The organism is Collinsella aerofaciens ATCC 25986, from assembly GCF_010509075.1.
GTDB classification, from domain to species: domain Bacteria; phylum Actinomycetota; class Coriobacteriia; order Coriobacteriales; family Coriobacteriaceae; genus Collinsella; species Collinsella aerofaciens.
In genome coordinates this window covers 956,976-983,975 of the sequence record NZ_CP048433.1, presented here as the reverse complement: position 1 = coordinate 983,975, position 27,000 = coordinate 956,976, and the positions used below count along the sequence as shown (strand labels likewise).

Here is a 27,000-nt window from a genome sequence, read left to right as displayed (position 1 = left end):
GGAAAGGAATCGTTGCATGGATCAGGACAAGACAACCGTGATGGGCGGCTACGGTTCCGCGCAGGCTGGCGATAGCGCCGATGCGACCCGCGTTGTTCCCAACCCCGGTTATACCGACCCCGCCGCGACGCAGCCTTCTGCCGAGCCCACCCGGGTTATGGGCTATGGCGACACGGCGCAGGATTCTTACGCTGCATCTTCGCAAGGCCCCTATGGCAACGCAGCTCCGGATCCGTTTGATTACGCGCCGCAGGATTCTTATGCTGCCTCGACGCCGAATCCCTATGACAACCTGCCGCAGAATCCCATTCCGCAGCCTCAGCAGACGACGTATATGCCTCGCACGGCGCAGCCTCGCTACGAGTCGCGCGAGCCGTATCGCGAGTACCCCAAGTCGATTCCGCAATATGACGAGGACGAGGAGAAGAAGCCATCGCGTTCGTCGAGCGTGATCAAGAAGATCCTGATTGTGCTGGCGATTTTCTTTGCCCTTTCGATTGTGTTCGCCGTTGTGTCGGGCATGCTCAACAAACGAGGAGCTACAACCAGCACGACGGCCGAGCAGACAGAGGTCACCCAAGCGGGTTCAGTAGAGCTGAGCGATATTCCGGGGCAGTACTGGTCCAACGCCAAAAAGCTCCTCAAGTCGCGCGGGGCCGATCTTTCGAATGCCGTGGTCCTGACTGATGATGGCTCAACGCCCGTCGTCGATGCCAACTGGGTCGTTACTTCTGCCTACTATAACGACAGCGGCAACCTTGAAATTCAGCTCACGCACAAGAACGGCTTGGGCAACTCGTCCGACGGACAAAGCGGTACCGACAGCTCGAGCTCCAACACGCTGGAGGACTTGAGCAACAAGGCACAGGAGTTGGGAGACAAGGCGCAAGAGCTGGGCGATACGGCCCAGAACCTGGGCGACACCGCGCAGAACTTGGGCGACATGGCGACGGATGCCTGGAACGCCCTGCAAAACGGCATCTCGGGCGCGCAGGGAAACTAGCGGACGAGCGGAGCGGGGCTACAGCTGCTCGGCCGGACGCTCGGGCGAGCTAAAGCCCGAATCGAACGTGACGACGCACGAGACGTCGGGCCGGCGCTCATGCACGATGCGCGTGACGAGCTCCAGCAGCTCCTCGTCGGATATGTCAAAGCCGTCGGGACGCACCAGGTCAAACGAAACGAACCCGTCGTGCTCGTGCAGGTCGTGGATGGAGAGCGCGGGATCGATCTGCATGACGCCGCGCTTGACCCAGCCGCGCAGGTCGTCGCCGGTTGTCGCGATGGGGTCGCAGTGCAGCGTGATCCCAATGCCCATCTGGCGCTTGATGTCGTGCTCGATGGTGTCCAGGATCTCGTGGTGCTCAAACGCGTCGCCCTCGCCGGGCATCTCCACGTGGGCGCTGGCAAACTGACGACCGGGGCCGTAGTCGTGCACCATCAGGTCGTGTGTGCCCAAGACCTGCGGATAGGACATGATCTTGTCGCGGATTGCCTGGACGAGCTTGGGGTCGGGCGCTTGCCCCAGCAACGGGCTGATGGCGTTGCGCACTAGGCCCATGCCGCTGATGCAGATGAAGATGCCCACACCCAGGCCTGCCCAGCCGTCGAGGTCAAAGCCTGTCGCTTGCGAAATAAGCGCCGCCGCTAAGACCGAGCCCGAGGTGATGACGTCGTTTTTGGAGTCCTGCGCCGTGGCGATGAGTGTCTCGGAATCGATGCGGTTGCCCAGCGTGCGGTTGAACGCTGCCATCCAGAGCTTAACGAGCATGGACGTAGCCAGTGCCGCAAGGGAAATAAACGTGTAAGCGGTGGGCGAGGGCTTGATGATCTTGGTGACCGACTCGAGAATCAGGTTGATGCCGACGGCGCAAACCAGGACGGCGACGAACAGGCCGGCTAGGTACTCGTAGCGGCCGTGACCATAGGGGTGGCCTTCGTCTGCCGGGCGGCTGGCAAGGCGGAAACCGAGCAGGCTCACAATGTTGCTCGAGGCATCGGAGAGGTTGTTGAAAGCGTCGGCGATGAGGGAGACGGAGCCGGCGAGCAGACCCGCGATGCCCTTGGCCAGGCACAGCGTGATGTTGAGGCCGATGCAAATGAGGCTTGCGGCAAAACCCGCGTTGGTGCGGCAGGAGGTATCGACCGGCTCGCTTTCGCTGCCGGGAACAAGCGTATGTACCAGCCGATTTACAAATAGCATGGCGTATCTCCTCGCATTCTTATTAAGGGGATAGTGTAGCTCGCACAGACGCAACGTGTACCGATGCTCAGAAAATGCAGCAATGGTCTGCCGGCACTAACGAGTGGGGCTTCTTGTCCGACCGGGTGCTCCATTTTGGGCCACATGGGTATGGGCATGTGCCTGTCTGCCCGACATACTTAATGTCGACAGCCCCTGTGCAAAGGAGGACGTATCCATGGACGAGATGTTTGCCATTAAATGCCAAAACTGCGGCGGCCCTATGTACTCACACCAGGCTAAACGCAGCTTTGAGTGCGCCTATTGCGGCACGGTCGTTCCGTGGCAGGCCGATGCGGGGGAGCCCAAGAGCGTCCTGGGTATCCGTCATACGCCGCTGACGGTGGTTGACGGGCTGCTCAAGCTCACGCACGTCTCGCAGCTCGAGCGCCCGGAGGACCCGGACTGGTATTTCTTTAATTCGTACTGGCGCAATCAGTCGGTTCTGGAGCATCTGCTGTGGGAAGACCGCGGCACGGCGCAGGAGTTCCAAGAGGCTACGCATGTGAGCATCCCGTGCCCCTTCTGCGGCGCATCCTTTGAAGGCGAGTCCACTCAGCGCGTGTTTGAGTGCCCGTCCTGCGGCAATAAGATTGGCGTTGCCGACCTGCTCAAGCCCGGCACCTTCAGCAAGCGCCTGACCATGGGCGTTGGTGCGGAGTATATGCCTGAGCAGGGTATTCCCTGCGAGATCACTCCGCAGCAGGCACGTGCCAACGCGCTGCAGCTGGTGCGTCAGTATCCCGATGCCTTTGCCGGGCACGATGTAGAAGACGCGATCCAAAACGACATGATGCTCTTCTATTTCCCCATGGCGTTGGCGGACCTGCGCATGATGGCGTCCTTCCCGGGCAAAGGGCTGAGCAAGGAGACCCTGGTGTACTACGAGGTGCTCGACTGGGCGTATCCGCGGGCAAACTACCTGGACGTTCGTCTTATGGGCATTTTGGAGCCGTGGGACTTTGGCAAGGTTGGGCCGTTCGATCCCGCTATGCAGGAGGGCGACTTCCGCGTCGTTTCCGTCGATGCATCTACCAAGGACCAGGTGGTCATTGATAAGCTGGCGCTCGATATTGCCGGCAACGATGCCGAGGCGGTGCTGGGGCTCAATAAAAAGAACATCCGCGCCTGGGCGCGCAAGGCCCGCAAGCACAAGGACGGCCTGGTGATGGTGCCGGTCTACTTTGTCGATCGTCCGGCGACGGACAGCCGCGATGGCGAGCAGGTGCGCATCGCCGTGAACGGCCAGACGGGCCGCGCGGCCGCGGTGGTGTTTAGCGACAAACGCGAGACGCATGTGGTGGCACCGCTCAATCCAAACGTGATGCTGTCGAGCGAAAGCACCGTGCACGCCACGCCCATCGAGGTCAAATACGTTAAATCGCCCTTCCTATACCAGATCGTGCGCCGTGGAGGCGGCGAGCAACCGCGTCAGGTGGCGGCAGCTGCCGAGGGTTCCTACCGAGAGGAGAAGCCCAAACGCAAGGGGCTGCTTGCAGCGATCTTTGGGAAGTAGGGGAACGGTACGGGACAGTGCGCAGTAGTGCGAGCTGTCCGTCGTGGTAGATCTAAATAAACGGTGGGACGGCTGCAAAAGAGCCGCCCCACCGGGCAAAATCAAGGTGTGCCGCGGAACCCGCTCCTCAGTCGGTCAACTTTGGAAGCTCGGGCAACGCAGGTGTTAATGTCTAAAGGGCCGGGGCAACCGGCCCTTTTCTGCGGCAGCGGGGATTCGAATACCAACACGGTGTATGGCCCCACGGTACTTTGCTCTGTGACGAACGGACCCATGATGGCGCATTCTGTTGTCATCATTTATGCGGTCCCTTAATCATTTGCGTTGACTGACGTTGTCTTTGTTGAAGGCGTGTCCTAAAACAAACACCGTTCTATCAGCTCTTTGCCGCGCAGGGTGTCGATCCACTCCTGCGGAATTGCGTCGATACCGTACGCCGTGCCCGCGAGCGCGCCTGCGACGGCTGCGGTGGTGTCGGTGTCGTCGCCCAGGTTGACGGCGGCAAGCACGCAATCTTCGTAGCTGTTAGTGTTGACAAAGCACCAGGCGGCTGCCTTAAGCGTGTCGCGCACGAAGCCGCCAGACCTGATTCCACGCTCGGGCACGTCTTTCAGCTGGAGCACCCATGAGGGGAGCACGCCGTTCAACACGTCTCTCATCAGCTCGACAAATATGACGCATGCGTCGGTCGATGTTCTGTGAGCGTGCGTGATCGCGGAGACCTTGCTGACCTCTTCGTCTGTCGCATCGGTGAACGCCAGGGGCGCGATGCGCATGAGCGAACCGTTACCGTTGTCGCGCTCGCCGGAGCCACCTTTGCCGGTGTGCAAGGCGCGGGCGGTCGTGCCGCCGTAATCGAAAACGCCGTCGATCGTATACTCGCCACGGGTAATCCAACCGACGAACTTGTCGCGCATGTCCGCGGTTTCGATGTGCCCGAGCTCCCTAATCGAGTCACAGGTGGCAAGCGTCATGGATGTGTCGTCGCTCCAGGTGCCGGCGGGCTGCCCATGCGTGCCGTAGCCAATCATGTCCGCGCATTCAAACGTGCCGCGGGGCCTGAACTCGTAAGGAACGCCCAGTGCGTCGCCGACGGCGAGCCCATAGATGCAGTCGCGCAGTGTTGTTTTCGGTCTGTCTGTCATGGAAAGCTCCTCTTATCCCGGGTGATGTGGAGCGCCATCGGTGGTGTCGGTCGCAACGTATTGCTATCCTTGTGCTTCGCCATTAGTCGCTTCGTTGATGGCGCGGTACTCGGCACTCAGCTCGCGCGCCAGCTCTTCCTTACTTGGAAGATACGGCAGGTATTTGGCGGCAAACACTTGGTCGTTGTCTTCGGGCAGCGTGTACTCGACAATCGAATCGCTTTTGTCCGCGCAGAGCACGATGCCTATGGGCGGATTGTCGCCTTCGTTCATGAGCTCGCGCGTGTAGTAGTTCACATACATTTGCATCTGGCCCAAGTCCTGGTGCGTAAGATCGTCCGTCTTAAGGTCGATAAGCACGAAGCAGCGCATCAGATAGTTGTAAAACACAAGGTCAATATAGAAATGGCGCCCATCAAAGGTGATACGCTTTTGGCGCGCCTCGAAAGCGAAGCCACGGCCAAGCTCCAGCAGGAACTTCTGAAGATGTGTGATGAGCGCCTGCTCTAGATCGCTCTCGCGAAACGCAGTATCGTCCGAGAAACCTAAAAACTCCAGTACATATGGATCGCGGATGATATCCTCGGGGCGACGAGCCGGGGCGCTCTCTTGGATTTCCTGGGTGACGGCCTCCTTGTCCTTGCTGGCAAGCAGGCGCTCGCGGAACATGGTGTTGATCTGGCGCTCGAGCTGACGCGTGCTCCAGCGAGAATCGGCGCATTCGTTCATGTACCAGGTGCGAGCTTCGGGGTCAGGAATGCGTATTAACCTGCGATAATGTGTCCAACTCAATTCGGGACGCAGTGAGTCCCGAATTGGAAATGCAAGATAGAACTGACGCATTTTACGCAGCTCTCTTGCTTCAAAACCTTTACCAAAATCCTTGGTAAGTCTGATTGCGAGGGCCTTGAGCAGCGCCTCTCCATACTTGGCGCGCTCCTCTCCGCCCTGCTCATCAACAATGCTCTTGCCGATCTCCCAATACGCCTCAACCATCGCAAAGTTAACGGCGGTATAGGCCTTGTCGCGAGCGGCGTTGAGAATCGAGGAAACCTGCTTGTAAAAAACTTCTGGCACGATTGCCGATTCTCCACGGTTTACCAGTTCGCCCATCACTGTCGCCCCACTTTCCTCTTGTGGAATGCATCTTTATTGCATTTAGTTTAAAGCCTCGCGCGGACTCGAATTTCAATGTCGCCTAGCGCCTTCGTGCAGGATTCCCGAAGTGACTAAAATGTGGCAATAGAGGCAGTTTTAGCGAACCCCATGGGAGTGACACGCATGGACAACAACACCTTGCTGTTTCAGGACAAGGGTTCGGGCGGGTTTAAAGACGTCAAGATCTACCCTAACCGCATCGAGGTGCTCAAGAAGGGCACTTTCGGCGGCAAGCACACCGAGATTGTCTACCTTAAGGACATCACGGGGGTCAACAGGATCAAGGGCCGCAGTGTTTTTCTACGTAACAGGCTGTTGACTGCCTGTGTCTTTAGCCTGAGCAGCCGCTCCCAGGCCCAGGAATTTGTGAACGCGCTGAACATGGTGATGTAGCCCATGGCGGCGTTCGGGCCAGACTTACGCCCGCGCATCTGGCGGCACGGTGGCTGGTCGTTCAACCTGCGAGGCGTCCTTTATGCGCTACCCCTTCATGTCAAAAATAGGGGCACAGAACGGTATTCCGCGCCCCTGATTGAGCCGATGCGTCTGAAAACCGGCTTGCCTATTCGCTAGCGCCTTCGTTGTTTTCGCGGTCGCTGGCAAGCATTGCTGCGCCGGCGACCGTCGTCGCCACGGCGGCAGCGGCGAGCCCGGCGGCAATGCCAGAGTTGTCGCCTGTGCCGGCAAGCTTTTCGCCTGAGCCCTTGCGCTTGTTGCCCTTGTCGTTCTTGTCGGCGCCGCCTGCGTTGGTGCCGTTGCCGTTGCCGTCGCCGGTGTCCGTAGCGCCCGCGTTGCCCGAAGTCGTCACAGTAAAGCTTGCGGCTCCGTCGGTGGCAAGCGTGTAGTTTTTCGCCGCGTCGCCCAACAGGCCTTTCGCACGCACCCAATACGTCCCCGCGGCAAATGCCTCGCCCTCGGCCATCGCCGTTCCCGGAGCGCCGTTCGCGTCGTGCACAAACTCGAGCTGGGCCGTGCAGGCATCGGTTTCGAGCTTGCCCTCGAGTGATGCCGCAATCTTGGCGCGCACGTCTTCGCCGGCCTTAAGGCCTTCAAGCCCCTCAAAATGGGGCGTCAGCGCGCGCGGGTCGATATCGATGGGCACGGAACCCTGCAGCCCCGTAACGGTCTCGTTGCCCAAGGCATCGACATCAACGTATTCGATGGCAAACGTATGGCCCGAAGCCGCCACGTTGAGTACGTTACTGCTGTCGACAAGGCGGAAATGACCCTCGCCAACGGTCTTTCCATCCTGGAGTGAGGCATCGCTCAACGAGTCGCCATATGTCATGCGCATGCGGGCTGGGAGGTAGCACGAAGTTGCCTGCTTGTGCTCCGTATCGTAATTGCGCTGGTAGATGCTCCGTGCCAGTGCCGCGTCAACAAAGTCGGACGCAATGATGCCAATGTGCTTACGGCAGTTCTCTTTTGTGCCCTCAACTCCGGTATTGTTTATATACGAGCTCTTGTACAGGTGCTCGTTGACCACTCGCGCTGCGGTAAAAGGGTTGTTTTGCGTGCAGCTCGTGTAGTTGATAAACCAGCAGCGCTCCGTTGCCTGCACCGTTGTCCCGTCCGCGGCAGTGATATCTACGGTGCTGCGCTCGAACTCGGACGCTGCCTTCAGGGCCATATCGACCCAGTCGATCTTACTGGATCCCGTGCAGTCGTAATGGTCTTGGGCATATACCGCTGTGCTATAGGGCTCTTTGTCGCCCGTATTGCCCGCAGCCTCAAAGCCTTGCTCGTATTTCACGAGGCACATGGACTTTCCGGAATGCGCCTTGATCTTGTCATCCCATTCGGTGAGGTCGAGGCCCCACGTGTGGCCGTCTACGCTGTCGCCGGCGAGCCTAAATCGACGCAGCAGGACGATCTTTCCGCGCACCTCGTTCAGTGTGGGGACATGGCTCGACGTATAGAACAGATCGGAGTTATTGCCCATAACATTGGCAAAAGCCGTCGTAACACTTTCGTCGGTAGCCTCGTCGTTGCCTCGTGACACAAGCATGATGAGCGCTTCTGACGGGTGTTCGTTCAAAAATGTTTTGAAGTAACCGATGACATTGGAGAGCTGCATATAGCCCCCGTCTTTTTTGAGCAGGTAGCATATTCCATGGTCGATGCCGGGGTCGCCTTTATCGTCGTTCTTTCCAAGTCGGATATCAAAATAGCGAATGCCTTCGAGCAGCTGCGTGGGGATGTAATCCTGCTGGCACTTTGCAAGCGAGGTTTGGGGCTCGGTGTCGTTGTCGACGCTGCAGGTGCCCGAATCGTGAGTTCCCGGGATGCTCAGCTCGTCGAGGTACTTGCTGCCATCGACGTGGCTCATCCAACATGGTCCGTCGACGTAGCTGCTATACGTGGTTCAGTCGATGCTGCTAACTGTGGCATTGGTCTTGTCCATGCTGTAGCCGACAAGCTCGAGCTCCCACGGAATGCTCTTCCTCTTGTGGCAGATCTTGTTGTTGTCTTGGTCTTTGCCGTCCTTTTCTATGGCCAGGTAATTAATGTCTTTTTTCTCGTTTGTGCGGTCTCGGATGATGTAGGTTCCGTTTTGCTGGCGGGCGAACGCAAAAGAGCGGCTGGCCTTGCCGTCATGCTCGCCACTCCATACGTGGATAACCTTTCCATCTTTGTCCGAGTCGCCGTCGACCGACCAAATGCTGTAGCCCGTCTTCTTGTGCTCCTCGAAATTGAGCAAGGTGCGAATGGCATACCAATTTGTATTATCTGTATCGGTCGCCACGTGCTCGAGGATGAGCTTGTTGGACGTGCCGTCATTAAACAGGTGGCAGACGTTGCCGATGACGTTGCCGTCTTCGTTGACGCTCGCGGTGCGAAAATAGCCCGCGGGGCGAAGGCGAATGACGAACTTGTCGAGGGTGGCCGCCGATGTGGGCGTGTCTTCTGCAAATGCCGCGCGCATGGGAAGGCCCAATCCCGCGGTTTCGGGCAGGCTTACAAATGGCGACAATGCTGCGAGTCCTAAGCCCAACGTGAATGCTCGACGGCTGATGGCGTGGTGTTCGGTCATAACTCCTCCATTCGCAGGGTGCGGTTATGCACTCATTTTGGTCACTATACTGCCCAGACGTTTAAAGGCGCCGACTTAAATTGTGTGCGCGGCGTTATAAATCGGCGGGCGGACGTGTTTGGGTGCTTGCCGTTTTCGTACCGTTGCCACATTTGGGGTGGTTCCGGCGTCCGGCATCCTCGCGTTTGTCGGCTGCCGGCATAAGAGAGGGAGGGTCGGTTTACCGACCCTCCCTTAGTACGAAACGCTGGGGCACCGCCGCTTGTTGGCGCTGCGCTCGTGTTTTTCGTTGCGCTCGCCAGTCGCTTAGCGCTTGATCTCGATATCCTCGAGCTTGACGTCCATGGCCTCAGTCTTGGCCTCGGCGATGTCGTCGGCAAACTCCAGGGACTTCATCATGGTCTCGACGGCGTCCTTGTGCTCTTCGACGTTGTCGATGCGCACGTACACGCTGCCGCCGTCAACGTCGGTGAAGTACTCGGTCGTCACGCCGCCAGTGTGCGTGTAGGAAGCGTTACGCCAGGACTTGCCGTTGTACTTGACGGGATCATTCTCGGTCCACTCAAAGTCGGTCTTCCACTTGGCCTCGTAGTCGAACAGCTCGTCGGCGTTCTTGTCAGAGTCGAAGATGGGGATGAAGCGATCGCTGGCGTGCTCGCTCTCGGTGAACTTAAACTGGGCCCTATCGGCCGTGTCGCCGGCAACGTCGGTGATCTCGACGCCCTCGGGGACCTCGACCTTAAACCAAATGAAGTCGGTCCTCATATCCACGGCTGGCTTTTCTGCTCCGCCGCCACCGCCACTGCCGGTAGCGCCGCCGCTGCCACCGCAGCCCACCAGGGCAAACGCGGCAAAGAGACTGATGCAGAGGGTGAGAATCGCAAAGGCCTTCTTTTTCATGGTCGTGTCCTCCTCGATCTGTAACCGCCCATGGATTACCTGCCTTTACTGTACGCGCGAGTGACTCGTAAGGGTGGGCCATGTGTCCCATTCTGATGGCCGGATATGTGCCGACAAGTGGCAATATGCCCGGGTCCAAAAGAGGGGAGGGCCGATGCTGTCGGCCCTCCCCGGGGTTGGGTGCCCGTTGCTTTAATGGGGCGCATGTGCGCAGGTGCGCGTAGGCGCGTGCGGGTGTCCCGTTACTTGATCTCGATGCTCGAAATCTCGACTTCGCGCGCCTCAGAAACTGCCTCTGCCATGTCATCGGGGAATTCGATGGAGTTGAGGAGCGCCTCGGCTTCTTTCATGTGCAGGTCGAAGTTCGAGATAAGGACATAGATGCTTCCCGGCTCAACGTCGGTAAAGAGGAGGGTTGTGATGCCACTGTTGTCCTCGTACGTTCCGACGAGCCACGTCCTGCCGTTATACTCGACGGACCCGCCATCCTTCCACTGGAACGTATCCCCCTTCTTTTCCGCCTGGTCGGCGTGGGATTCCTCGGCAGTCAGCGCTTTTTTCCAAACGGGGATAAAACGATCGGCCGAGGCGTTCTCGTCTTCGGGGAAGGTGAGCTGGACCCTGTCGGCGTTCTTGCCGGCGGAGTCGCTTACGCCGACGCCCTCGGGCATCTCGACCTTAAACCAGATAAAGTCGGTCTTCTTGGCGACGGGGACCTTTTCCTTGCTCTCGCTCTTGGGGGCGCTGCCGCCGCCCGATGCGCTCCCGCCGCAGCCGACAAGGGCAAACGCGGCAAAGAGGGCGATGCAAAGGGAGAGGATCGATAGGGTCTTTTTCTTCATGGTGGCGTCCTCCTTGTCTGCCGATGACATCACGGCGCCGCATGCTGTTGGGGTACTGATTGCGCTGGCGGCGGATGTCTCTGTGTACTGTGCGGCTTATGCCTCCGTTCATCGCTTATGGCCGTTGCTCGGCCGTGCCCCAACGGGTCCCTTACTTATAGATATGCCCCAGTTTGTGCCGTTCGGGAGTCTCGAAAGGTGGGCCATGTGTCCCATGTTTGCGGCGCCGACGCCTATCGTTCGTCATAGAAATCCGCGATGGCCAGGTGTGCTGACGCTCATGTGCTTATGGGCTAGACTTAGCATCATTACGTGTTTGATGCGGTTGGTCGGCGGTTGCCGCCCGACCGATCTATATGACTTGAAGGTGCATACGTATGAGCCAAGAGATGATGGACAAGACCTGCCGTGGATTTGCCGAGGCGCTGGCCGCGCGCGAGCCGGTTCCCGGCGGTGGCAGCGCGAGCGCCTTTGTGGGCGCGCTGGGCGCCTCGCTGTGCGGAATGGTCGCACGCTACGGGGCGACGAACCCCGCGCTTGCCGATCGCGCGGACGATTTGACGCACGCGTTTGCCCAGGCAGACGAGCTGGCTCAGGAGCTTGTCGACTTGGTTGCCGAGGATGTTCGAGCCTACGGGCAGGTGTCGGCGGCGTACGGTATTTCGCGCGAGGATCCGGCTCGACCGGCTGCGATTCAAGATGCGTTGCATGTGGCAGCCATGCCGCCGTACCGCATTATGGATGCCTGCGGTCGTGCGCTGGCACTGCTCGAGGACATGGCAGACAAAGGTTCGCGCCAACTGCTGTCCGACGTGGCTTGTGGCGCCGTGTTCTGCCGCGCCGCCATGCAGGGTGCGAGCCTGACGCTCTTTGCCAACACCACATCTATGAAAGACCGGGCGCGCGCCGAGGAACTCGAGGCGGCGTGCGATGAGCTGCTGGATACGTGGCTGCCGCGCGCCGATGCACTGGCGCGCCGCGCTGCCGACGCCGCAAGGAAGAGGAAATAGCCATGGCAGAGCTGCTCAAAGGGGCCCCTGTTGCCCGTGCTTTGACCGAGGAGCTCGCTGCTCGTTGCGCCGCCCTGCGCGAACAGGGCGTTGTGCCGATGCTGGCCATCGTTCGCGTGGGCGAGCGCGAGGACGATCTATCCTACGAGCGCGGTGCCCTCAAGCGCTGCGAGAAGGTTGGCATTGAGGCTCGCCGCGTTTTACTCCCTGTAGATGTTTCGCAGGATGAGCTGCTGGCGGCTATTAAGGACATCAATGCCGACCCCGCTGTTCATGGCTGCCTGATGTTTCGTCCGTTGCCCGCTGGGCTTGACGAGGATGCGGTTGCCGCGGCACTCGATCCCGCCAAGGATGTTGACTCCATGACACCGGCCTCGCTGCTCACCACGCTTTCGGGTCGTGGCGAGGGCTTTGCTCCCTGCACGGCCGAGGCCGTGTTGGCGTTGCTGGACCATTACGGTGTTGAGCTGGATGGGGCAAAGGTCGCGGTTGTTGGTCGGTCGCTGGTAATTGGTCGTCCCGTTGCCGCCATGCTTACGGCTCGCAATGCCACGGTGACGACGTGCCATACGCATACGCGTGACTTGGCTGCCGAGTGCCGTGCAGCTGATATTGTGGTTGCGGCCGTTGGACGCGCGCGCACGATTGGCGCGGATGCGGTTCGTGGGGGCCAGACGATCATCGATGTCGGCATTAATTGGGACGAGGCCGCTGGCAAGCTGGTCGGCGATGTCGATTTTGATGCTGCGGAACCGATCGTTGGCGCAATTACTCCCGTGCCGGGCGGCGTGGGCGCTGTGACCACGGCGATTCTCGCCAAGCACGTGATCGAGGCGGCGGAGCGCGCATCGAAATAGGTGTTTTGGGCTGTTTGAGGGGTCAGCTATATACCACGCGGTCAAAAAATGCCGAATATGAGTACTGCTGCCAAGATAGTCACATATGTTTTATGACATTTGGGCTTCCTAGCGATATCCATTATCGTTAGGAAGCCCATTTTATTGAACCTATGGGGAATAACGCTGTCTCGCTTTGGTGGCGCGCGCAGACGTGGTGTAAGAGCGTCCTGAGGTCCGTCGCTGCAAGTCCCGATATTACTCCTTCTTGAGGCCGCGCCTCTCGACTATCTCGTCCACTATCTCCCTGGCGCGCCGCCCGAGCGCGCGGCGCCTCCCCTCCGTCGGGGCCGGCCTGTCCGCGGGCTCGGCGAAGCCCTCGGCGGCCGAGGCCTCGGAGAACACGCGCTGCTGGGACCACTGTCCCTCGGTCTCCATGAGGCTCGCGCACGTCAGGCGCAGCATCGACTCCCTCGAGGGGAAGGACTGCACGACCCTGTAGCGGCGCTTGATCTCGCGGTTGGCGCGCTCCTGGACGTTGTTGGTGCGGAGCTTGGCCCAGTGCGCCCTGGGGAAGGCCGTGAACGCCAGCGCGGAGTCCTCGGCCTGCTCGAAGACCTCGCCGGCCCTGGCGGACACCGACGCCACCCAGGGCGCCGCCTCGGCCCACACGCAGCGCGCGAGGTCGGGGTCGTCCTGGTAGACCGCGGCGTGCACGAGGTCCCTGACGGCCGCCTTGGAGTCCTCGGGCCTGCCCGAGCAGGCGCTCTGGAGGTTGCGCTGCAGGTGCGTCACGCAGCGCTGCCAGGCGCAGCCCTGGAACAGGCGCGAGACGGCGGCCACGAGCCCGGCGTGGCTGTCGGAGACCACGAGGCGAACGCCGGCCAGCCCGCGCTCGCGCAGCCCGCCGAGGAATGCCGCCCAGGAGTCCTCGCTCTCGGTGTCGACCACGTCGCAGCCCAGGAAGTGCTTGCGCCCGTCGGCGCCCAGCCCGATCGCGGTCACGACGCCCTGCGAGACGACCGACGAGCCGACCCTGCAGCTCATGTAGGTGGCGTCGAGCCACAGGTAGCAGCACGGCGTGCCCGACAGGTCGCGGCGGCGGAACTCCGCCACCTCGGCGTCGAGGTCGGAGCAGAGGCTCGAGACCTCCGAGCTCGACAGCGAGGATATGCCCAGCCTGGACGCCACGCGCTCGACCTTGCGGGTGGATACGCCGCACACGTACATCTCCTGCACGATGGCGGCCACCGAGGTGTCGACGCGCGACCATCGCGCGAGCATGCCCTCGGGGTAGTAGGTGCCGTGCCTGAGCTTGGGTATCTCGAGCTCCACGTCGCCAACGGCGGTCTTGAGCGACCTGGGGCGGTAGCCGTTGCGGCTGTTCTCCCTGCCGTCGCTGCGCTCGTTGCGGCTCGCGCCGCACATCTGCTGGGCCTCGGAGTCCATCAGCGCGTTCATCACGCCGCCCAGCACCCTGCACGCGAACTCGCGCGCGTCGCCGCACTCCTGCCAAAGCCTCGCCGCCTCGAGGGCCTCGTCGCGGCCGAGGCGCAGTACACTCTCTTCTTGGGGCATCGCCTTTCCTTCCATTCGTCACCTTCATTACTCCAACGACGAATTCTAGGCGGTGTCCCCTCCCTTTCAAGAAAGGGCGGAGGCGGGGCATGCCCCGCCTCTTACACCACATCTCTGTGCGCTACCCTCGCTTTTGGACAAATAGGGATTTCCGGCACTCGTTACAAGAAAAATTGCTGCTACTAAATTGGTGACAGTACTCATATTTGGCATTTTTTGACCACAGGGGTCCCGAGGGGTCTCGAGGGGCCGCGGTTTCGCCCTTTTTGCGCCGAAGCGATACACTGTTGCCGTTTGATTTCTTCGCTCAAGGAGGATGCGCATGCCGTGCACAACGATTTTGGTTGGTAAGAACGCGAGCTACGACGGCTCGACGCTGGTTGCCCGCAATGAGGACTCGTCCAACGGGGTGTTTGAGCCCAAGCGCATGCGCGTGGTGCACCCCGACGAGCAGCCGCGTGTCTACACGAGCGTCCTGAGCCACCTGACCGTTGAGCTGCCCGACAACCCCATGCGTTACACGAGCGTCCCCGACGTTGTTCCGGGTCACGGCATTTGGGCCGAGGCCGGCTTCAATGAGCTCAATGTTGGCATGTCCGCAACCGAGACGCTCACCACCAACGAGCGCGTCCGCGGCGCCGATCCGCTCGTGGACTATGTGCCCGCCAAGGGTAACGAAGGCGAGGACGGCTATGTTCCGGCGCAGCCCGGTGGTTTGGGCGAGGAGGATATGGTGACCCTGGTGCTGCCGTACGCCAAGTCCGCCCGCGACGGCGTGCGCATCCTGGGCGACCTGCTCGAGCGCTACGGCACCTACGAGAACAACGGCATCGCCTTTAGTGACGTGGACGAGATCTGGTGGCTCGAGACCATCGGCGGCCATCACTGGATCGCCAAGCGCGTGCCCGACGACGCCTATGTGACCATGCCCAACCAGCTGGGTATCGATAGCTTTGACCTGGACGATGCCGAGGGCGCTCAGGTCGACCACATGTGCTCCGCTGACCTGCGCTCCTGGATGGCCGAGTGGCATCTGGACCTGACGCTGGGCGTCGAGGGCGACGGTCCCGCCGCGGTCTTTAACCCGCGCGAGGCCTTTGGCTCGCACAGCGACAGCGACCACGTCTACAACACGCCGCGCGCCTGGTACATGCAGCGCTGCCTCAACCCCAGCGACGTGTGGGATGGCCCCGACGCCGACTACACGCCCGAGAGCGACGATATCCCCTGGAGCCGCGTGCCCGAGCGCAAGGTGACCATCGAGGACATCAAGTACGTGCTCTCGAGCCACTACCAGGGCACGGAGTACGACTGCTACGGCAGCAAGGGCACGCCCGCTACGCGTGGTGCCTATCGCCCCATCGGCATCAACCGCAACAGCCAGCTTGCCGTGTTGCAGCTGCGCCCCTATGCGCAGCCGGCCTATCGCGCCGTGCAGTGGATGGCGTTTGGCTCCAACTCGTTTAACGCGCTGGTTCCGCTGTACGCCAACGTCGAGACCATGCCCGAGTACTATGCCGACACGCAGGCTCGCGTAACGTCCGAAAACTTCTACTGGGCCAACCGCCTGATCGGCGCCCTGGCCGACGTCCGTTTCCATGAGTGCGGCCGCGCTGTGGAGGACTATCAGGAGAAGGTCGGTGGCATGGGTCACAAGCAGATCCATGACGTCGACGCTGCCGTAGCCGCTCTGCCCGAGGCCGAGGTGCCTTCCGAGCTTGCACGCGCCAACGAGGCCTTTGCCGAGCGTGTTCGCGTGGAGACCGATGCCCTGCTGGGCAAGGTGCTCTTCACCACGAGCTGCGCCATGAAGAACTCTTTCGCGATGAACGACAACGTGAGGTAGGGATTTCTCGTCGATCGAATAGTGCTAAAACGCTTTGTCGCTTTCGCTCAATCTTGGGTACAAGAACGCCAATGCAGTTGTTTGTGATTGGAGACAACCATGGTTATGAAACTCGATCAGCTTGTTAACGGCGCCATTAACGTGGGCTTTGGCGCTGCCGCCGTTGCTGTCGAAGGCGGCAAGAAGGTCCTCGACGACCTTAATACCAAGGGCGAGCAGGTTCGCAAGGACGCCGGCACCCCCGATATCGCCCGTAGCGTGTCCGACATGTTCGAGCAGGCCGGCGGCACCATCTCCGACCTGACCGAGCGTCTGGGCATGCAGGGCGAGACCGCGGCCCAACGCGTGCTCGACGAGCTCATTCTGGCTCGCGTCCGCGTTATGACCGCGCCCGAGCGCACGGCCTTCCTGGCTCATGTGCGCGACATCGTCGATTCGGTCGAGGACAACGTGACCTCGGTGCCCGTCGAGTCTGTTGAGGCCGACGATGCGAAGGATACCGAAGAGGCCGAGTAGCAGCGCAGATGGCAGATTCCACCACCGATTACAACAATCTAGATCCTCTGGGTAACGAGGCGGCGGTTGTCGATGAGGTCGACGCTGCCGTCTCGGGCGCTCGCAAGAAGCCACGCGCTGTCGATATGGTGCCCGAGGAGCCCGACGCGATGGCACCGGACGAGGAATACCAGCTCACGCCGGCGGGTCGTCGCGAACGCATTGGGCAGATTGTTCGCCTGGTCAAAAAGTACCGCGTGTGGGATAACCTCACGCCGGTTCGTTTGCGCCGCCTGCTCGAGGAACTCGGCCCCATGTTCGTCAAGATGGGGCAGATTCTGGCCAACCGGTCCGAGATTCTGCCGCAACGCTTTTGCGACGAGCTGCGTCGTCTGCGCTCCGACGTGGAGCCGGTGCCGTACGAGGTAGTGCTTCGCTGTCTGGAGGAAGAATACGGCCTGCGCCTGGGGGAGATGTTCGATGCGATCGATCCCAATCCGCTTGGTAGCGCATCGCTCGCGCAGGTGCACCGCGCTCGTCTGGTGACGGGCGAGGACGTGGCCGTCAAGGTGCAGCGCCCCGGTGCGCAGCAGGTTATGGCGCAGGACATCGATATCATCCGCTCGGTGGTGCGTATCGTTTCCAAGTTCGTCAACACCGATCAATTCGTTGACCTGCACGGCGTGGTCGAGGAACTGTGGACCTCGTTTCGCGAGGAGACCAACTTTTTGGCCGAGGCCAAAAACCTCAACGACTTCTACGAGTTCCATAAGAGCGTTCATGGCGTGACGTGCCCTAAATCCTATCTGGACCTGTGCACCGAGCACGTGGTGGTTATGGATTACGTCGACGGCATTTCGATCGCCGATCCTGAACGCTTAGTGGCCGAGGGCTATGACTTGGAAAAGATCGGTGCCGCAATCGTCGAGGACTATTCGACGCAGGTGCTCGACGACGGCTTTTTCCATGCCGACCCGCATGCGGGAAACATCATCCTCAAAGACGGAATTGTCTACTTTATCGACTTGGGCATGGTCGGACGCATGTCGAGCCACGACCGTGGCATCGTCAAGGATATGATCTTTGCCGTGGCCGAGGGCGACGTGCCAAAGCTCAAGGATTCGCTCATGCGCTTTGCCGTGACGCGCGGCGATTCGGCCGAGCTTGACCATTCGGCCTTTTTGTCCGACTTGGACTTTATTGTTGCCGACTTTGCCGGGCTCGACCTTAAAGACCTGGATATCGGCGAGTTTTTGACCTCGCTGTTAAACCTCGCGCGCAAAAATGACGTTGAGCTGCCGAGCGTGGTGACGATGTTCGCCCGCGGCATGGTGACGCTCGAGGGCCTGTTGACCGAGTACATGCCCAACGTCAACATGATCCAGATCATCCAGACGCATATTAAAAACGAGAAAAGCACCTATGCGCGCATGCGCGAGATGAGCCGCGACTTTGCAGCGAGCAGTTATCGCGCGGCGAAGGGCTCGCTCGAGGCGGCCGAGTATCTGGGCTTGGCTTCGCGTATGCTTACGCGCGGCCAGCTTAAGGTAAACACGCAGATCATGAGCAGCGATAAGGCGCTGCGACAGCTAGGTGGGATTATCGACCGCATGTCGATGGCAATTGTGATCGCCGGTCTGTTTATCGGTTCGTCGGTGGTGTACTACGCGCGCATCGAGCCGGTTGTGTTTGGTATCCCGGTCATTGGCTTTATGGGCTACGTGAGCGCGCTGGTGCTGGCGCTTATGCTGGGCCGCAATATCTGGCTCAACAGTCACGGCGGCAAGCACTAGAGGCTGCGGCCGTCACCGCATTTTCCTATCGCAAACAATAGCTTTTACCTTGGGCTTCGCCTGCGTGCGAGGCCCTTTTGCGTGATACCATTTTGACGGTAATAATCGATGGCCTAGATGGTGGTGCGGAGACGCACGAATGCGCGGTTATCCTGCGCATTTGGGAGAATCGGGGTGCAAGTCCCCAGCTGTACCAGTAACCGTAATTCCTCTTGGCTCGGGATGCTCGCGTCGCAGATCGGACGACGTGCCCGAGTCGTTAAGGTTAAGTCGGATCGCCTCCCGTCTTGCATGCGGCTGCGGCTTTTGCCGCCGGTGTGCATAGGGCTCTGGAGGGAAGGGGGACCCCGATGGGGGAACTCGAGCGCAACATGCGCGATGACGTGGGGCAGTCTCAAGGCAACGCTCCAAGTACAGACAGTAGGAGACAAATGGATATGTTTGAGGACGAGCGCCAGCGCGTCTCGCATCGCCGTGGCGCGATTGCACGCGGTGTAGCCAAGCGCGGCCTGGTGGCATTCCTGGCCTTCGCGATGGCCTTTGGCACCACGCCGGCTCAGCTGTGGGCCGAGGGCGCCGAGGGCATTGCCGAGGCTGTGGCTCAGGCTGCGACGCCGGGCGAGGACGCAGCGCTTGCGGGCGGTACCGCTGAGCAGAGCGGCGCCGAGGTTTCGGATTCCGAGGGCGCGCCTGCAGCTAGTGCAGCCATAGCAGAGGCAGCAACTGGCGGCGAAGGCTCGGCGACGGGGGAGAGCCCTGCCACGAGCGAGCAGTCTTCGACGGCATCCGCTGGCCAAGCGGGATCTGCCGCCGCGGCTGCCGTTCAGACAGAGAACCCGACAGAAACCGGCGATGTCGCCAAGAAGCAGGTCGAGGTCTCGTTCTCGATTATCGGCACCGATGCTGACGGCAAGGCTCAGACCTGGGTGGCACCTACGCAGCTCAAGCTCGACGAGGGCGCGACGGCTGCGGATGCTTTCGTTAAGCTGCAGCAGAAGACGGGCTTTAAAGCGGATTACGAACCGAACACGGCATACGGCTTCTACCTCAAAAGCATCACATCTCCGAGCGATGGTCGCACGCTTGCCTACGATCCGACGACTTATGCCTTCTGGCAGCTGTTCGTCGACGGCGCGTCTTCCTCGGTTGGCGCGAGCAGCGTCAAGCTCACCCAGGGGCAGAAGATTGAGTTTGCCTATACGGCTGGTAGCTCGTCCCCTGTCGTTAAGGACCAGGTTGCCGCAAATGTGACCGTCATTGGTCGCGATGCCCAGGGCAAGACTCAGACTTGGGTCGATAACGCGCAGTATGTGGTGACGTCCGGCTCGAGCGCGCTTGACCTTACGAAGGTCGCGCTCGAGGCGAATGATATTGACGCCGTTGCTGCGGGCTCCTTCATTCTGAGCCTTAAGTACAACGGTGTTGAGCTGGGTACGCCCCAAGATTATTCGACCTATTGGCAGCTGTTTATCAACGGCAAGTCGAGTGACTATACGGCGGACAATGTCACCATCCATGCCGGCGATACCGTCACGTGGTTCTACGGTGGCTGGGGCGACCAGTTGCCGTCCGATTCTGTCCATGCTTCTGTTCAGGTTCTCGGTAAGGACAAGGACGGCAAGCAGCAGGTTTGGGCTTCGACGGGTCAGACGAGTCTCAAGGCGGGCTCTACTGCCAAGGATCTCCTTGAGCAGACCGGCCTTAAGCTCGATGCTAGCGAATCGTCTTGGGGCTGGTTCCTCAACGGTATTACTTCGCCGTTCGACAGTAAGTCCTATGGCTGGGATGCTGCGACCAAGAGCTATTGGCGCTTCTACGTAAATGGCAAGTTCGCCGACGTTGGCGCCGGTGCCTACAAGCTCCAGGAGGGTGACGCCGTCACCTTTATGTATGGTGCTGACGCCGATGCCCTCCCCGGTCAGGTGCTTGGATCCGCCGATGTTATCGGTCCCGATGTCAACGGCAACAATACTCGCTGGGGCTCGGCAAGCAGTGTTTCTTTGCCTGAAGGCTCTACTGCCCAGAACCTTATTGAGACGGTTCTGAAGGCCAAGGGCGTTACGTACAACGGCTCCCAGAGTGGCGAGTACTGGTTCCTCAATTCCATCAAATCGCCGTTCGAAGACAAGTCGTACGGTTATGATGCTGCGACCAATAAATATTGGCACCTGTATATCAATGGAGAGCCCTCCTTACTCTGCGCCAATCAGATTACGCTCAAGAGCGGCGATAAGGTCACGCTTGCCTATACCACCGACGATTCGCCCATGCCCGATCCCGACAAGGTTGTCGTGGACCCGAGTGCGACGACTCCTGATTGGGATGCCGAGTGGGCCGGCTACGGCAACAGTGGCAACGGTTCGACCGTAACGGATGCCAAGACGCCTGCGCAGGCCGCCGGTCTTAAGTGGGCCTTCGATTGGAAGGCCGAGTCTGGTCAGCAGTATGCCAACTGCAGCGAACCTGTCATCGCCAACGGCTTTGTGTACATCGCGACCGAGAACGAGCTCATCAAGATCGATTCGTCCACGGGCAAAAAGGTTGCCTCTGCGCCGCTTGCCTCCAAGGTGAGCTATACCTCTCGTCCGATCTATACCAATGGCCTTATCATCGTTCCGCTCAACGGCGGTGCGGTCCAGGCGATTACTGCAGACAAGCTGATCTGCAAGTGGCTGACGCCTGGTTTGACGGACTTGACGCAGAGCTCCTGCACCGTCGTTTCGGACGGCGAGTACGTCTATGTAGGCTCGGTCGATATTTCGTATGACGAGAATTACAACGCGACCTACGGCAACGGCTCCTTTGCGCGCATTAAGATTGCCACGGGCGAAGTTTCTTGGCAGAACATCGACCCTGCCGAGGGCTATTACTGGACTGGTGCGGCTTTGACGGATAAGTATGCCATCGTTCCTACGAGCGCGGGTACGCTTAAGTGCATTGATAAGACGACGGGCGATGTCGTTTCGACCATGAAGCTCGGCGCTGTCGCAAATGCCGATTGCATTGCCGATCCGTCCAATGGTTCGACCTTCTATCAGATGACGCACGACGGAAAGCTCCATGTGATTTCGCTTTCGGCGAAGGGCGTGCTGAGTGAACAGAAGACGGTTGATCTGGGCCTTACGAATAATCTGAGCGCCCCTGCGGTGTCTGGTGACAATCTGATTGTCGGCGGACAGACGGCTACTGGCTCTGCTCTGGTTCTCTATAACCTGAAGACGGGTAAGACCACGATGGTCGCTGCTGCCGACGGCAAGGCGCTGCCGGCTGGCCTCAACGGTATTGCTGCTACTCCGCTGGTGAGTGTTCAGGGCGGCAAGACCTATGTGTACTTCACCGTTAACAGCGCGGATAGCAAGGATTACGTCAACTACTCTGCTGGTGGTGGCGTGTATCGCTATACGCTCGGCGATGCAGAGGCGACGCAGATTTATGATGCGGCTGGCCATTACCAGTACTGTGACTCTCCGGTCATTGCCGATGCTTCTGGCAATCTCTACTACATTAATGATTCGGGCACGCTGTTTAAACTTGGAGCTGTCGAGTCTTGGACGGTTGCCTTTAACTCCAACGGCGGGTCTGCTTGCGACACTAAGTTTGTTGCTACGGCCGATGGCAAGCTGGTCAAGCCGGTCGATCCGACGCGCGATGGCTACACTTTCGGCGGTTGGTATACCGATGAGGCTTGCACGCAGGCGTATGACTTCAGTACGCCGGTGACGGCCGACCTGACGTTGTATGCCAAGTGGACCAAGAATGCCGTTAACCCTGGCGGTAATGGCGGTTCAGGCTCCAATGGCGGCAATGGCGGCGTTGGTTCGAATGGCGGCGGCGGTTCTAGTACCGGTACTGGTTCCGGCACTGGCGCTGGCGCTGGTTCTGGCTCCGGCTCGAAGGGCGGCGCTATTGCCCCGGGCCAGAAGCCGGTGACCAAGACGACGGTGTCGACCAAGACCGAGACCAGGGACAACAAGTCCGACAAGAAGGACTCCGATAAGTCCGATAAGAAGGACGAGAAGAAGTCTGACAAGAAGTCTGACAAGAAGTCTGACAGGAAGTCTGACAGGAAGGACGGCAAGTCCGACAAGAAGTCCGACAAGAAGTCCGATTCCAAGTCCGATACGGGTGCTGTTTCCACGACCACTGCTAAGAAGTCCTCTAGTGCTTCCGAGCAGGAGACTGGCACCAATCCGCTCGCCATCGTTGGCATCGCCGCCGGCGTGATTGGCCTCGCGCTCATCGCCGTCTTCGTGCTGACCAAGCGCGGCAAGGGTGACGGTAATGCCCGATAAGCCCAAGGAGACCAGCGGGCAACAGCCCGACTCCTCGTTTATCCAGCTCGATGATCCAAAGCAAAAGGGCGCCGCTTCGGCGGCGTCCGCCTCTCGTCGCAAGGCGCTCCTTGGCGTTCTTGCTGCCGCGTGCACCATTCTGATCGTCGTCTCGCTGGGCTTCGTCCATCCCTCCGAGAGCGGCGCCTGGTCCGTTGATTGGATTTTTCAGTCCGTGACGGGGGAGAGCGTCGTTTCCAAGGATGACAATGGGTCTGGCTCGTCTACCGCTTCGGGCGAGGCCAGTTCCAAGGATTCCAAATCTTCGGATGCTGCAAAAGATGAGTCCAAGGGCTCGAACGACGCCAAGGACGATTCCGAGTCTTCAAACAAGGAATCGGACAAAAAATCGGATAGCAAGAAGTCCGATGGTCAGGACGGCAAGAAGTCTGGCGATAAATCCGCTGCCCAAAATACGGGAGCCGGTGATACTTCCAATGTGTCTGGTGGTGCTTCTTCGGGCGGTGGCCAGTCGTCTGATGGAGCCTCATCCTCTAATGGTGGAAACGCCTCCTCGGGCGGCCAGAGCGGCTCACAGGAGTCCAACTACGTAACGGTGACGGTTTCGGTCACATCGAGCTCTGTGGGCAATCCTGTGTCCTCTGGTGGCACCTTTACCTTTAACGAAGGCGCTACCGTCTACGATGCCCTGTGCGCGCTGGGCCTTTCTGTCAACGCACATGGCTCGTCGTACGGTACGTATGTCTCCGCGATTGGTGGTTTGGCCGAGAAACAGTACGGCGGCACGAGCGGCTGGATGTACTCCGTCAACGGCACAACGCCCATGACGGCCTGCAGTAACTACGTTCTCTCCAATGGTGACAACGTCGTTTGGTATTACGTAACGGGCTAGAGGCCTCGACATAGCGCGCCAGACGGGCGGTTCGGACCAACATCCGGACCGCCCGTTTTTCATGCGAATGGGACTGGGTCGCCGGGTCTCTCGGCAAACAAAAAACCGGTTGGAACGGGAATTCCAACCGGTTATACATTCAAGCAAATAGCGAATCGACTACGACCGTGCGCCCTCGAGGAAAAAGCGGCGGCTGAAGTAGTTGTACCAGGTGACGAGGAACGTGGCGATGGCCTTCATGGCCTGGTAGCCGATGCTCAAAAACGTGACGCCCACAAACATGTACAGGTCGTTGAGGCCCAGGCCGATCACCGACAGGATGGTGAAGATCGTGAACTCGCGCTTGCGGCTCATGCCTTCGCGGTGGTCGAACACGTACTTCATGCTGAGCCAGTAGTTGACCACGACGGATGTGATAAACGAAACCGTGGTGCTCATCAAAAAGTCAAGGTGAAACAGCTCGACGAGCGCAATGAGCATGCCCCAGTCGATGCCAAAGGAGATAAGACCCACGACAGCGAACTTGAGGAATTGCTTGGTATGAGGTTGTGCCAGTGCCTTGCGCACGTAATCACATCCAATGCGTTGATGAATCGAGCAGAGGATACTTTAGAGCTTTTGCAAGGGAAACGTAAGGTCTTTGCCAAGAACTATACGAACTCGCCAAATTTTCAAGAGCTAATCCGCAAACGTTGAAAATTTGCCCGTAAACGAACGATGCCCACGGGCGATACTGTACTGAGCACGCATTGTCCGTGGGCATCGTAAGGCTGTAAGGTTGCGAGTTACTTGGTCTCGTCACCCTCTAGGAAGATCTTTCGGGTCACAAAGTTGTAGACCATGACAAGCGCGGTGGCGCAGATCTTGGCGATATTGGCCTCGAGCCCCAGACCGGCGTTGAGTGTCAGCACGATACCGTCGTTGAGTGCCAGGCCGATCACGGACAGCACGACAAAGATGATGAACTCGCGGCGGCGGCTCATGCCTTCCTTGTGCGCAAACACGTACTTCATGCTTGCGAGGTAGTTAAAGATGAGTGAGATGATAAAGCCGCTGGTGTTGGCGATTAGGATGTTGAGGCCCAGACCGTAGTGGAGCAGATTCATAATGCCAAAGTCGATAACCGTGGCAATGACACCGACGACGCCAAATTTCATGATCTGCGCAAGGAGCTTTTGCATGGTACCTGCCTTAAGCCGGCGCCGGGGCGCCGTGGGGATGACAAACTTAGCAAGTTTAGCCAATCCCCGCGGGTGGTGCTAGGCGCGCTCCTCGATAGCACCGTTTCTATATGCATCGAGGAGCTGGCGCAGGTCCTGGATTTGGCTGCGGATCTTGGCGCCAGTATCGGTGTCGCTTACCATGCGGCGACGGTCTGCTTGGTCAAAACGGTTGGTCTCGCTTTCGATGTCCACGTTGCGCGTGAGTGCCTCGGCAACCGTCGTAAAGGCCCGGTGCGACTTGAGGCGGCAGCCGCGCGAACTCGAGATGAGCGTATAGCCGGCGATGCCCGTCTTGGGATGGTAAGCGCGGCAGAAGCCGCCATCGATGACCAGCAGCTTGCCCTCGGCGCGGATGGGCTGCTCGCCCTTGGTAGTTTTAACGGGCGTGTGGCCGTTGATGATGTGGCCGGTCGGCGAGCATGCCATGGGCGCGACGCCAAACTCGCGCATGATGTCATCGCAGACCGAGGGCGACTTGGTAAGCGTAAAGTACGGATCCATCGGCTCGACCCAGGTGCTCTTATCGGCGATATAGGCGCGCTCAAAGGTACGCACCAGGCGTCCGCTGGCGGGTGAGTTAAAGCCAATCCACAGGTACCACATCCAGTCGAGAGCGTCGCGGTCGCCCACGCGCCAGGCGCGGCGGGCGATGTGGTCGCAAAAATCGAGATAATCGCGGCCAGCGTGCCAGGTGCCCAGACAGTTCATGCTGCTAAAGGTGCCGTCTTCGTTGAGCGGAACGCAGCCGTGGAAGAGCAGGTTGCCGTTGGCGACCTTGTACATCGAGCCGTGGGAATAGAGGAAATCGATATGGCGATGCAGGTGATCGGCGGTGACAAACTCGGACACGAGCTTGTCGATGATGTGCTGCTCCTGGGGCGTGAGCGTATAGGGGTCCGCCGGGTCGACGGTGGGGAAGTCGTTGGTCGTGAGCGACCACACGCTGCCGTCGGCGAGCGTGACCGTGCCGGTGTCGTGTTCGATCTTGTCGAGTAACAGGCGGTTGGTCATATCGAACTCGGGGTGGCGCTGGATAATCTGGCCCTCGAGCTTAAAGAGCAGCACGTTGATGGCCTTGATCAGCGGGGTGATGGACTCACCGGCGGTATAGGTGGCATCGGCAAAGGCGACAAGCTCACGCAGCGAGATGCCGTAGTCGTTCTCTAGAATTTCGTAGTTGTCGTAGCGTAGGTTGTTGCGCAATACCGTGGCGATGCAGGCGGGCTCACCGGCCGCAGCGCCCATCCACAGCAGGTCGTGGTTGCCCCACTGGATGTCGAGCGAATGGTAGGTGAGCAGGCGGTCCATAATCTTGGCCGCGCCGCCGCCGCGGTCGAAGATATCGCCCACCAGGTGCAGGTGGTCGACGGCCAGGCGCTTGATGAGCGAAGCGAGCGACTCGATAAAGTCGTCGGCGCTGGCGGTCTCCAGGATGGACTCCACGATGCGCTCGTGATAGCGCACGCGATAGTTGTTCTCGTCCGGGTGCGTGTGCAACAACTCGTCGATGATATAGGCGTAGTCGCGCGGGATGGCCTTACGCACCTTGGAGCGCGTGTAGCGGCTCGAAAGCGAGCGTGCGACCATGATGAGCTGGTCAAGCATCGTCTTGTACCAAGTTGGCGAGTCCTCGCGCTGGCTGCGGACCAGCTCAATCTTCTCGCGCGGGTAGTAAATTAGCGTGCACAGCTCGCCCTTTTCGTCAAAGGAGAGCGTGTCGCCAAAAATCTCGTCGACATGCTCGCGCACGACGCCCGAGCAGTTGTTGAGGATGTGCATAAAGGCTTCGTACTCGCCATGCACGTCGCTCATAAAATGCTCGGTGCCCTTGGGTAGGTTGAGGATGGCCGAGAGGTTGATAATTTCGGTAAACGCGGATTGTTCGGTGGGGAACTGTCTCGACAGCAGGCGCAGATACTTGAAGTCTTGCGGGTTGCGATCGAATGCGACCATGAAACACCTTCCGATGGGGCTGGTAAAACTGATAAACAGCGTCAAACGTTTATCAGTATGCGCCGCTTTTGTTTCGATTTTGCGCCGGCGGCTGAATTGTCGGCTGAACGGTTTGGTAAATCGATTTAGTTGAGGTGGATATGGCGGTTGAGTGGAGACGACAGAAGGTGTTTTCTCAGATATTTATGCGTGGGGCCGGTGGAGACGATGGTGATAAAGATGTTCGCTATTTTTGGTTCGATTTG

Annotated in this window: 21 protein-coding genes; 10 read left to right on the top strand and 11 right to left on the bottom strand. The window is 59.5% G+C overall.

Annotation, left to right across the window (positions count from 1 at the left end):
• The first annotated feature begins 16 nt into the window (after positions 1-16).
• On the top strand, positions 17-1,003 hold the full coding sequence (locus tag GXM19_RS04600; RefSeq protein WP_006235377.1) for a hypothetical protein: 987 nt from the start codon (positions 17-19) through the stop codon (positions 1,001-1,003).
• An 18-nt stretch (positions 1,004-1,021) separates the two neighbouring features.
• Here the strand turns inward: GXM19_RS04600 and GXM19_RS04595 are convergent, their stop codons facing one another.
• Positions 1,022-2,203 (bottom strand): cation diffusion facilitator family transporter, encoded by a 1,182-nt coding sequence (locus GXM19_RS04595; protein WP_006235378.1) that lies wholly within the window; start codon positions 2,201-2,203, stop codon positions 1,022-1,024.
• 217 nt (positions 2,204-2,420) lie between these two features.
• On the opposite strand from GXM19_RS04595, the gene GXM19_RS04590 reads away from it, so the two are divergent.
• Positions 2,421-3,758 (top strand): TFIIB-type zinc ribbon-containing protein, encoded by a 1,338-nt coding sequence (locus GXM19_RS04590; protein WP_006235379.1) that lies wholly within the window; start codon positions 2,421-2,423, stop codon positions 3,756-3,758.
• 356 nt (positions 3,759-4,114) lie between these two features.
• Here the strand turns inward: GXM19_RS04590 and GXM19_RS04585 are convergent, their stop codons facing one another.
• Together GXM19_RS04585 and GXM19_RS04580 are read right to left on the bottom strand one after the other, a co-directional pair.
• Positions 4,115-4,903: an ADP-ribosylglycohydrolase family protein gene (locus tag GXM19_RS04585; RefSeq protein WP_006235380.1), complete on the bottom strand. Its 789-nt coding sequence runs from the start codon at positions 4,901-4,903 to the stop codon at positions 4,115-4,117.
• 63 nt (positions 4,904-4,966) lie between these two features.
• Positions 4,967-6,016, bottom strand: coding sequence for a PDDEXK nuclease domain-containing protein (locus GXM19_RS04580; RefSeq protein ID WP_006235381.1), 1,050 nt, complete (start codon positions 6,014-6,016; stop codon positions 4,967-4,969).
• Between the two features lie 168 nt (positions 6,017-6,184).
• Here GXM19_RS04580 and GXM19_RS04575 point away from each other — a divergent pair, with 168 nt between their 5' ends.
• Entirely contained in the window at positions 6,185-6,454 is a 270-nt protein-coding gene (locus GXM19_RS04575; RefSeq protein ID WP_006235382.1) for a hypothetical protein, read from the top strand.
• A gap of 169 nt (positions 6,455-6,623) precedes the next feature.
• Here the strand turns inward: GXM19_RS04575 and GXM19_RS04570 are convergent, their stop codons facing one another.
• The 4 genes from GXM19_RS04570 to GXM19_RS04555 all read right to left on the bottom strand — a co-directional run bounded on the left by GXM19_RS04570 (position 6,624) and on the right by GXM19_RS04555 (position 10,837).
• Complete coding sequence (locus tag GXM19_RS04570; protein ID WP_006235383.1) at positions 6,624-8,390, bottom strand: phosphatidylinositol-specific phospholipase C; 1,767 nt, start codon at positions 8,388-8,390, stop codon at positions 6,624-6,626.
• Positions 8,391-8,426: 36 nt separating this feature from the next.
• Entirely contained in the window at positions 8,427-9,095 is a 669-nt protein-coding gene (locus GXM19_RS04565; RefSeq protein WP_006235384.1) for a hypothetical protein, read from the bottom strand.
• Between the two features lie 306 nt (positions 9,096-9,401).
• Entirely contained in the window at positions 9,402-9,995 is a 594-nt protein-coding gene (locus GXM19_RS04560; protein ID WP_006235386.1) for a hypothetical protein, read from the bottom strand.
• Between the two features lie 242 nt (positions 9,996-10,237).
• Positions 10,238-10,837, bottom strand: a complete 600-nt coding sequence (locus GXM19_RS04555) for a hypothetical protein (protein ID WP_040359268.1) — start codon at positions 10,835-10,837, stop codon at positions 10,238-10,240.
• 377 nt (positions 10,838-11,214) lie between these two features.
• Here GXM19_RS04555 and GXM19_RS04550 point away from each other — a divergent pair, with 377 nt between their 5' ends.
• Positions 11,215-11,847, top strand: a complete 633-nt coding sequence (locus GXM19_RS04550; RefSeq protein WP_006235388.1) for a cyclodeaminase/cyclohydrolase family protein — start codon at positions 11,215-11,217, stop codon at positions 11,845-11,847.
• Positions 11,848-11,849: 2 nt separating this feature from the next.
• Positions 11,850-12,704 (top strand): bifunctional 5,10-methylenetetrahydrofolate dehydrogenase/5,10-methenyltetrahydrofolate cyclohydrolase, encoded by an 855-nt coding sequence (locus GXM19_RS04545; RefSeq protein WP_006235389.1) that lies wholly within the window; start codon positions 11,850-11,852, stop codon positions 12,702-12,704.
• 237 nt (positions 12,705-12,941) lie between these two features.
• Here GXM19_RS04545 and GXM19_RS04540 read toward each other — a convergent pair whose 3' ends face one another.
• Positions 12,942-14,276, bottom strand: a complete 1,335-nt coding sequence (locus GXM19_RS04540; RefSeq protein WP_006235436.1) for an IS256 family transposase — start codon at positions 14,274-14,276, stop codon at positions 12,942-12,944.
• A gap of 307 nt (positions 14,277-14,583) precedes the next feature.
• On the opposite strand from GXM19_RS04540, the gene GXM19_RS04535 reads away from it, so the two are divergent.
• The 5 genes from GXM19_RS04535 to GXM19_RS04515 all read left to right on the top strand — a co-directional run bounded on the left by GXM19_RS04535 (position 14,584) and on the right by GXM19_RS04515 (position 23,579).
• Entirely contained in the window at positions 14,584-16,107 is a 1,524-nt protein-coding gene (locus GXM19_RS04535) for a C69 family dipeptidase (protein WP_040359271.1), read from the top strand.
• Between the two features lie 99 nt (positions 16,108-16,206).
• The gene (locus GXM19_RS04530; RefSeq protein WP_006235392.1) at positions 16,207-16,623 is read left to right on the top strand and encodes a hypothetical protein; all 417 of its coding nucleotides are present in this window, start codon (positions 16,207-16,209) and stop codon (positions 16,621-16,623) included.
• Between the two features lie 8 nt (positions 16,624-16,631).
• Positions 16,632-18,395 carry an ABC1 kinase family protein gene (locus GXM19_RS04525; RefSeq protein WP_006235393.1) on the top strand — a complete coding sequence of 588 codons (1,764 nt, stop codon included), beginning with the start codon at positions 16,632-16,634 and terminating at the stop codon, positions 18,393-18,395.
• Between the two features lie 431 nt (positions 18,396-18,826).
• On the top strand, positions 18,827-22,687 hold the full coding sequence (locus tag GXM19_RS04520) for a DUF4430 domain-containing protein (RefSeq protein ID WP_040359274.1): 3,861 nt from the start codon (positions 18,827-18,829) through the stop codon (positions 22,685-22,687).
• Entirely contained in the window at positions 22,677-23,579 is a 903-nt protein-coding gene (locus tag GXM19_RS04515) for a DUF4430 domain-containing protein (protein ID WP_006235395.1), read from the top strand. Before GXM19_RS04520 ends, GXM19_RS04515 begins: the two co-directional genes overlap by 11 nt.
• Before the next feature lie 159 nt (positions 23,580-23,738).
• Here GXM19_RS04515 and GXM19_RS04510 read toward each other — a convergent pair whose 3' ends face one another.
• The 3 genes from GXM19_RS04510 to GXM19_RS04500 form a co-directional block, all read right to left on the bottom strand.
• On the bottom strand, positions 23,739-24,146 hold the full coding sequence (locus GXM19_RS04510; protein ID WP_022095123.1) for a GtrA family protein: 408 nt from the start codon (positions 24,144-24,146) through the stop codon (positions 23,739-23,741).
• A gap of 218 nt (positions 24,147-24,364) precedes the next feature.
• Positions 24,365-24,760 carry a GtrA family protein gene (locus GXM19_RS04505; protein WP_006235398.1) on the bottom strand — a complete coding sequence of 132 codons (396 nt, stop codon included), beginning with the start codon at positions 24,758-24,760 and terminating at the stop codon, positions 24,365-24,367.
• Between the two features lie 78 nt (positions 24,761-24,838).
• The gene (locus GXM19_RS04500) at positions 24,839-26,755 is read right to left on the bottom strand and encodes a fructose-bisphosphatase class III (protein ID WP_006235399.1); all 1,917 of its coding nucleotides are present in this window, start codon (positions 26,753-26,755) and stop codon (positions 24,839-24,841) included.
• Positions 26,756-27,000 lie beyond the last annotated feature (245 nt).